The 5,015-nt window shown below is 63.9% G+C and carries 1 protein-coding gene; it reads left to right on the forward strand.

The genetic code is table 11. The features are described 5' to 3' along the window. Nucleotides 1–5,015 (forward strand): discoidin domain-containing protein (locus tag AC1DSN_RS18135; RefSeq protein WP_477332046.1); only part of this gene is annotated, 5,015 nt, incomplete at both ends.

Consider the following 5,015-nt stretch of genomic DNA (forward strand, 5'->3'; position numbering starts at 1 on the left):
GAACCCGAATGACCCGGTCGTCTACGCACCGCTGCCGAATGGCGACGACGGTGCGATCCCGACCTTCAACGACAGCGCATGGCTGACCGTTGGTATTCCGCACGCTGCCAACGATTTCACCACTTTCATCAATCAGGAGTCTGGCGGCGGCCAGGGCAGCCTGGATGGCGAGACCAGTTGGTATCGCGTCAAGCTCGACGACTCGGCKAAGTTCGCCGGCAAGAAAGTCATGGTCGAGTTCGAAGGCGCCCACACGGGTGACCGCGTCTACATCAACGGTCATTTCGTTCCCGGTACCGGCGTGCTCAACCAGCCGGGCCAGGCGGATGAGAACGCGACCCACGTGATCGGCTTCCTGCCGCACATCGTGGATCTGACGCCCTTCCTCAAGTTCGACGGCACCGACGTGCTGGCTGTTAAGGTCAGTCGCAGTGGTGGGGGCTTCTTCGAGGATCCCGGCTTCTCCGGCTCGTTCCGCTTCGGCCAGGCCGAAGCCGGCCTGTTCCGTCCGGTAAAACTGCACGTGACCAACTTCGTGCACATCCCGGAGAACGTCTACGCGGGCCAGAACACCTGGGGCACGTATGTAGGCACCCAGAGTCTCAGCGCGGATCACACCACGGCGACGGTCAAGGTCCAGACCAACGTCGTCAATGAGACCAACGCGGCAAAGTCGGTGACGCTGACCACGCAGATCGTCGATGCCGACGGCAACGTCGTCAAATCCGATCAGCAGCAGAAGACGTTGCCGGCGAACTTCGTGCCGAATAACGAAACCCCGGTGTTCGACGAAACCATCCAGGTGAGCAACCCGCACCTGTGGTATCCGAACAACAGCATCAACGGCAAGCCTTACCTGTACAAGGTGCTGCATACGGTAAGCATCGACGGTGTGGTGGTGGATGCAAAGCAGAGCACGCTCGGCATCCGTGTCATCACCTGGGATAAGGACTTCCCGTACGTCAACGGCGCGAAGCAATATATGTGGGGCGGCTCGGGCCGCTACGACTATCCCGCGCTAGGTTCGTCCGTGCCTGAAGAGCAGCAGTGGCGCGATCTGCAGCAGCTCGCTGCCGGTGGCGGCAATCTCTGGCGTCCGGGTCATTCCCCGTCCAGCCCCGAGTTTGTCGAGGCCGCGGATGCGCTGGGCGTTTTCATCGTGCAGCCCAGTGGCGACGGCGAGAACGGCTTCGCCAACCCGTGTGGTGGCGAAGCAAAGCCGGAACTGACCAAGCAGTGCAACGACATGTGGACGATCAAGCGCGAGGTCCATCGTGACATCGTGATCCGCGATCGCAGCCATCCGTCGATCCTGGCGTGGGAGCACGACAATGGCGTGATGTCGACGCCGTTTGCCGTCGAGCTTCGCGCGCTGGCCCGGACCTGGGACAGCATCAACCCGCGCGCCGCAGCCGACCGCACGCCGGACGCCGCCAATGGCGACATCCTCAGCTGCTCGAAGGCCGGCTGCGAAACCTATCTGCACTCGACTGAGTTTCCGAACAAGCCCGCCTGGGGCGCGGAATACTGGGGTCCTGGCACGCTGCGTCATTCGTACGACTACGAGCTGGCCTTCGCGCTGAACTACCTCGTGCCTTACTCCCAGGCCCGCAAGGTCGGCACGTTCGGCATGGCCCAGTGGTACATGTCCGATACGCCGGGTGAAGTCATCGAGGCCGTCGAGGGACTGGAGGACGCCACTCATTGGGCCTACCAGCTAAATCCCGACAAGACGATCGCGACGCACCCGGATGGAAAGCCGATCAAGGGTTTTCGTCACAATATGCGCGGCAATAACGCGTCGATGACCGATGCTAATCGTTTCCCGCGCATGCTGTACTACGTGTACGAGTCCGTCTGGGTGCCCTACGACCTGCGTCCGGTCGTCAAGCTGGCCAACACCTGGAATCGCACGGGTGACATCCAGGTCAACGCCTTCAGCAATTGCCCGGCCGTCCGCCTGCTCGTCAATGGCGTACCGCAGGGCAGCGACCAGGTGCCGAACCGCTGGGACACGATCGACGACGCCTCGTACGCTGTCGAGAACGGTCCCACGGACGAAGACACCGGCAAGATCGTCGGTTCCGACAAGGCGCAGGCCACCACGAAGCTGCCGGGCCAGGTCCATTGGAATGTCACCTGGCAGCCGGGTACCGCGACCGCGCAGTGCATCGACGCACTGGGTAGCGTGCGCACGGGTGCCGACGGGCAGCYGGTGGCGGATACGCTGACCACCGCAGGCAAGGCCGATCACATCGAGCTCGATGTCGTGCCCAACGTGGTCAAGCCGGATGGCACGCGTTTCCAGGTCACGGCCAACGGTTCGGATGCCGCCTTCATCGTTGCCAAGGTCGTTGACGCCAACAACGTCGTCGTGCCGGATGCCGCGCAGAAGGTGACCTTCGAAGTGACCAGTGGCGCGTCGATCGTGACGTACCAGGGTGGCACGCAGCAGTACGTCGATTACAGCGCCGGCGAAGTGCCGGACAACAATGGCGGTATTGCCGAGCCGATCCACAGCTACCACTCGCCGGGTTCGCCGGAACTGCAGTTCGAGGGCGGTCTGCAGAAGATCGCGCTGCGCTCGAAGTTCACACCGGGCCAGGTGACGGTGACCGCCACCGCACCGGGCCTCACGGCCGGCTCCGCCACGTTCGCTATCGTCAACGTGCCGGCACCGCCGATCGCGTCGGGTCCGCCGTCGATCATTGCCCAGCCGATCGAGCAGGACGTGACCGTAGGTGACGTTGGCCACTTCTCCGTGACCGCTTCCGGCACACCGCCGCTGACCTTCACCTGGAAGAAGAACGGCGTGGAGATTCCGGGTGCGACAAGCGCAAGCTACGTCACGCCGGCCTCGACGACCGGCGACGACGGCAACGCGTATACCGTGGTCGTGCACGGCCAGGGCCCCGACCAGGAGTCAAGTCCTGCTGCGCTCAAGGTCTTCGCCTTCAGCCAGGTGGTCGTCCGCACACAGCCCGTTGCCCAGAACGTGGATGCAGGCCAGCAGGCCCACTTCCAGGTCGTGGCCGACGGTTCGCCGACGCTCACCTACCAGTGGATGAAGGGTGCATCGGCCATTCCGGGGGCGAACAGCCCGAGCTACGACACGCCGACGCTCACTGTCGCCGACAGCAACGTCGACTACTCGGTCGTCGTCACCAACTTCGGCAGCTCCGTGCCGTCGCAGGCCGCGCATCTGACCGTGAATCAGCCGCGTCCGCCGGTCTTCACAGGCACCCTGGCCGATGTTCGTGCGAACCCGGGCCAGCCGGCGACGTTCGACGTGACCAACCTGGTCGCCGGCACCGCGCCGTTCCACTACAAGTGGTCGGTAGGTGGCGTGGCGGTCGGCGACGACCTGCCCACGCTCGCCATCCAGTCTGTGCAGCAGAGCGATATCGGTACGTATACGGTCACGGTGACGAATATCACCGGGGTCGTGGCGACCACGACCGCGAAGCTCACCCTGGCGCCGCCGGGTGCGAACCTCGCCCGTGAGAAGGCGACGCTCTCGTCGGAAGTCGAGAACGTGCAGGGTACTGCCGCATGGCAGGCCGTGGACGGTGATGAGACGACCCGCTGGGGCTCGAAAGTCGGTGATGACAACGGCTTCATCACGGTCGATCTCGGTTCGTCGCGCACGTTCAACCGTGTCGTGCTGAAGTGGGAGAACGCCCACGCCACCGAGTACAAGATCCAGTATTCGGACGATCCGAACACGGGCTTCCAGGACGCGTACCACACCGACACCAGCCTCGGCGGCACGGAGGATTTCACCTTCGACCACCCGGTGAAGGGTCGCTATGTGCGCATGCAGGGCATTCATCGCGCCACGGCCTACGGCTACTCGCTTTATGAGTTCGAGGTCTACAACTCGGCGGGTTGCTGCGCTGTCACGGATCGCTACACTTCCGCGACCGGTTCGAACCTGGTAACGGATAACCTGAGTGGCCTGCAGTGGGACCGCGTGCAGCGCGGCTTCGCTGATCAGGGTGCGCAGTTCACGCAGTCGGTCGCTGTCCAGACATGCGCGAAGGACGGTATGCGCCTTCCGACGGTCGATGAAGCGCTGGCGATCAGCGGCCAGAACTACTCGAGCGAGGCGTTCCCGGGCGCGTGGAACACGTGGACGGACGGACAGGACCCGACCGACTCCACCTTTGCCTTCCAGGTGAGCTATCTGGGTGATATCCGCCGTGAAGTGGCGGAAAACAACCCGGGCCACGTGCTCTGCGTGAAGGGCACCAAGGTGGTAGCTCCGACCATTACCGCCCAGCCCACCAACCAGACCGCTGGTGTGGGTCGTTCCGCACCCTTCACCGTGACGGCGACGGGTGTCGGTCCGCTCAGCTACGACTGGTACACCGTGACCAAGGACGCGAACGACCAGGACGTGCTCACGTTCGTGTCGAGCACGGCCGACGGCAAGTACGCCACGCGGGCCCTTACGGCCGCCCAGAATGGCACCGTCTACCGCGTCAATGTCGTCAGTGCGCAAGGCCTCACCACCGCGAGCAACAACGTGTTGTTGACGGTCGACAACTCCAGCGCCGGTAACGATCCGCCGACGTGGGCCGGTCCGGTCACGCAGCCGAACAACGGCGGTGGCAACGACAACGGTGGCGGAAATCCGCCCAGCCCGGGTACGCCGGGTGACGGCAAGGGTGGCGTGAACATCGCCATCGGTGCCACGGCATCGTCGTCCTACACGACGGAGCGTCCGGATCTCAATCCCGGTGCGGCCATCGACGGCGACTTCACCACCCGTTGGGGTTCCGTGCAGAAGCAGGATCCGGTCGACCTGATCGTGGACTTCGGCACGCCGAAGAGCTTCGACCACGTGATCATGCGCTGGGAAAATGCGTCTTCGGCCCAGTACACGATCGACGTTTCCGCCGATGGAAAGGCATGGAACACGGTCGTCGGTCCGGTCGTCGGCAAGGGCGGCGTGGACACGCAGACCTTCCCGGTGCAGACCGCACGCTTCGTGCGCATGAACAGCCTCAAGC

This window comes from Luteibacter sp. P4_D7_3 (genome assembly GCF_056401735.1).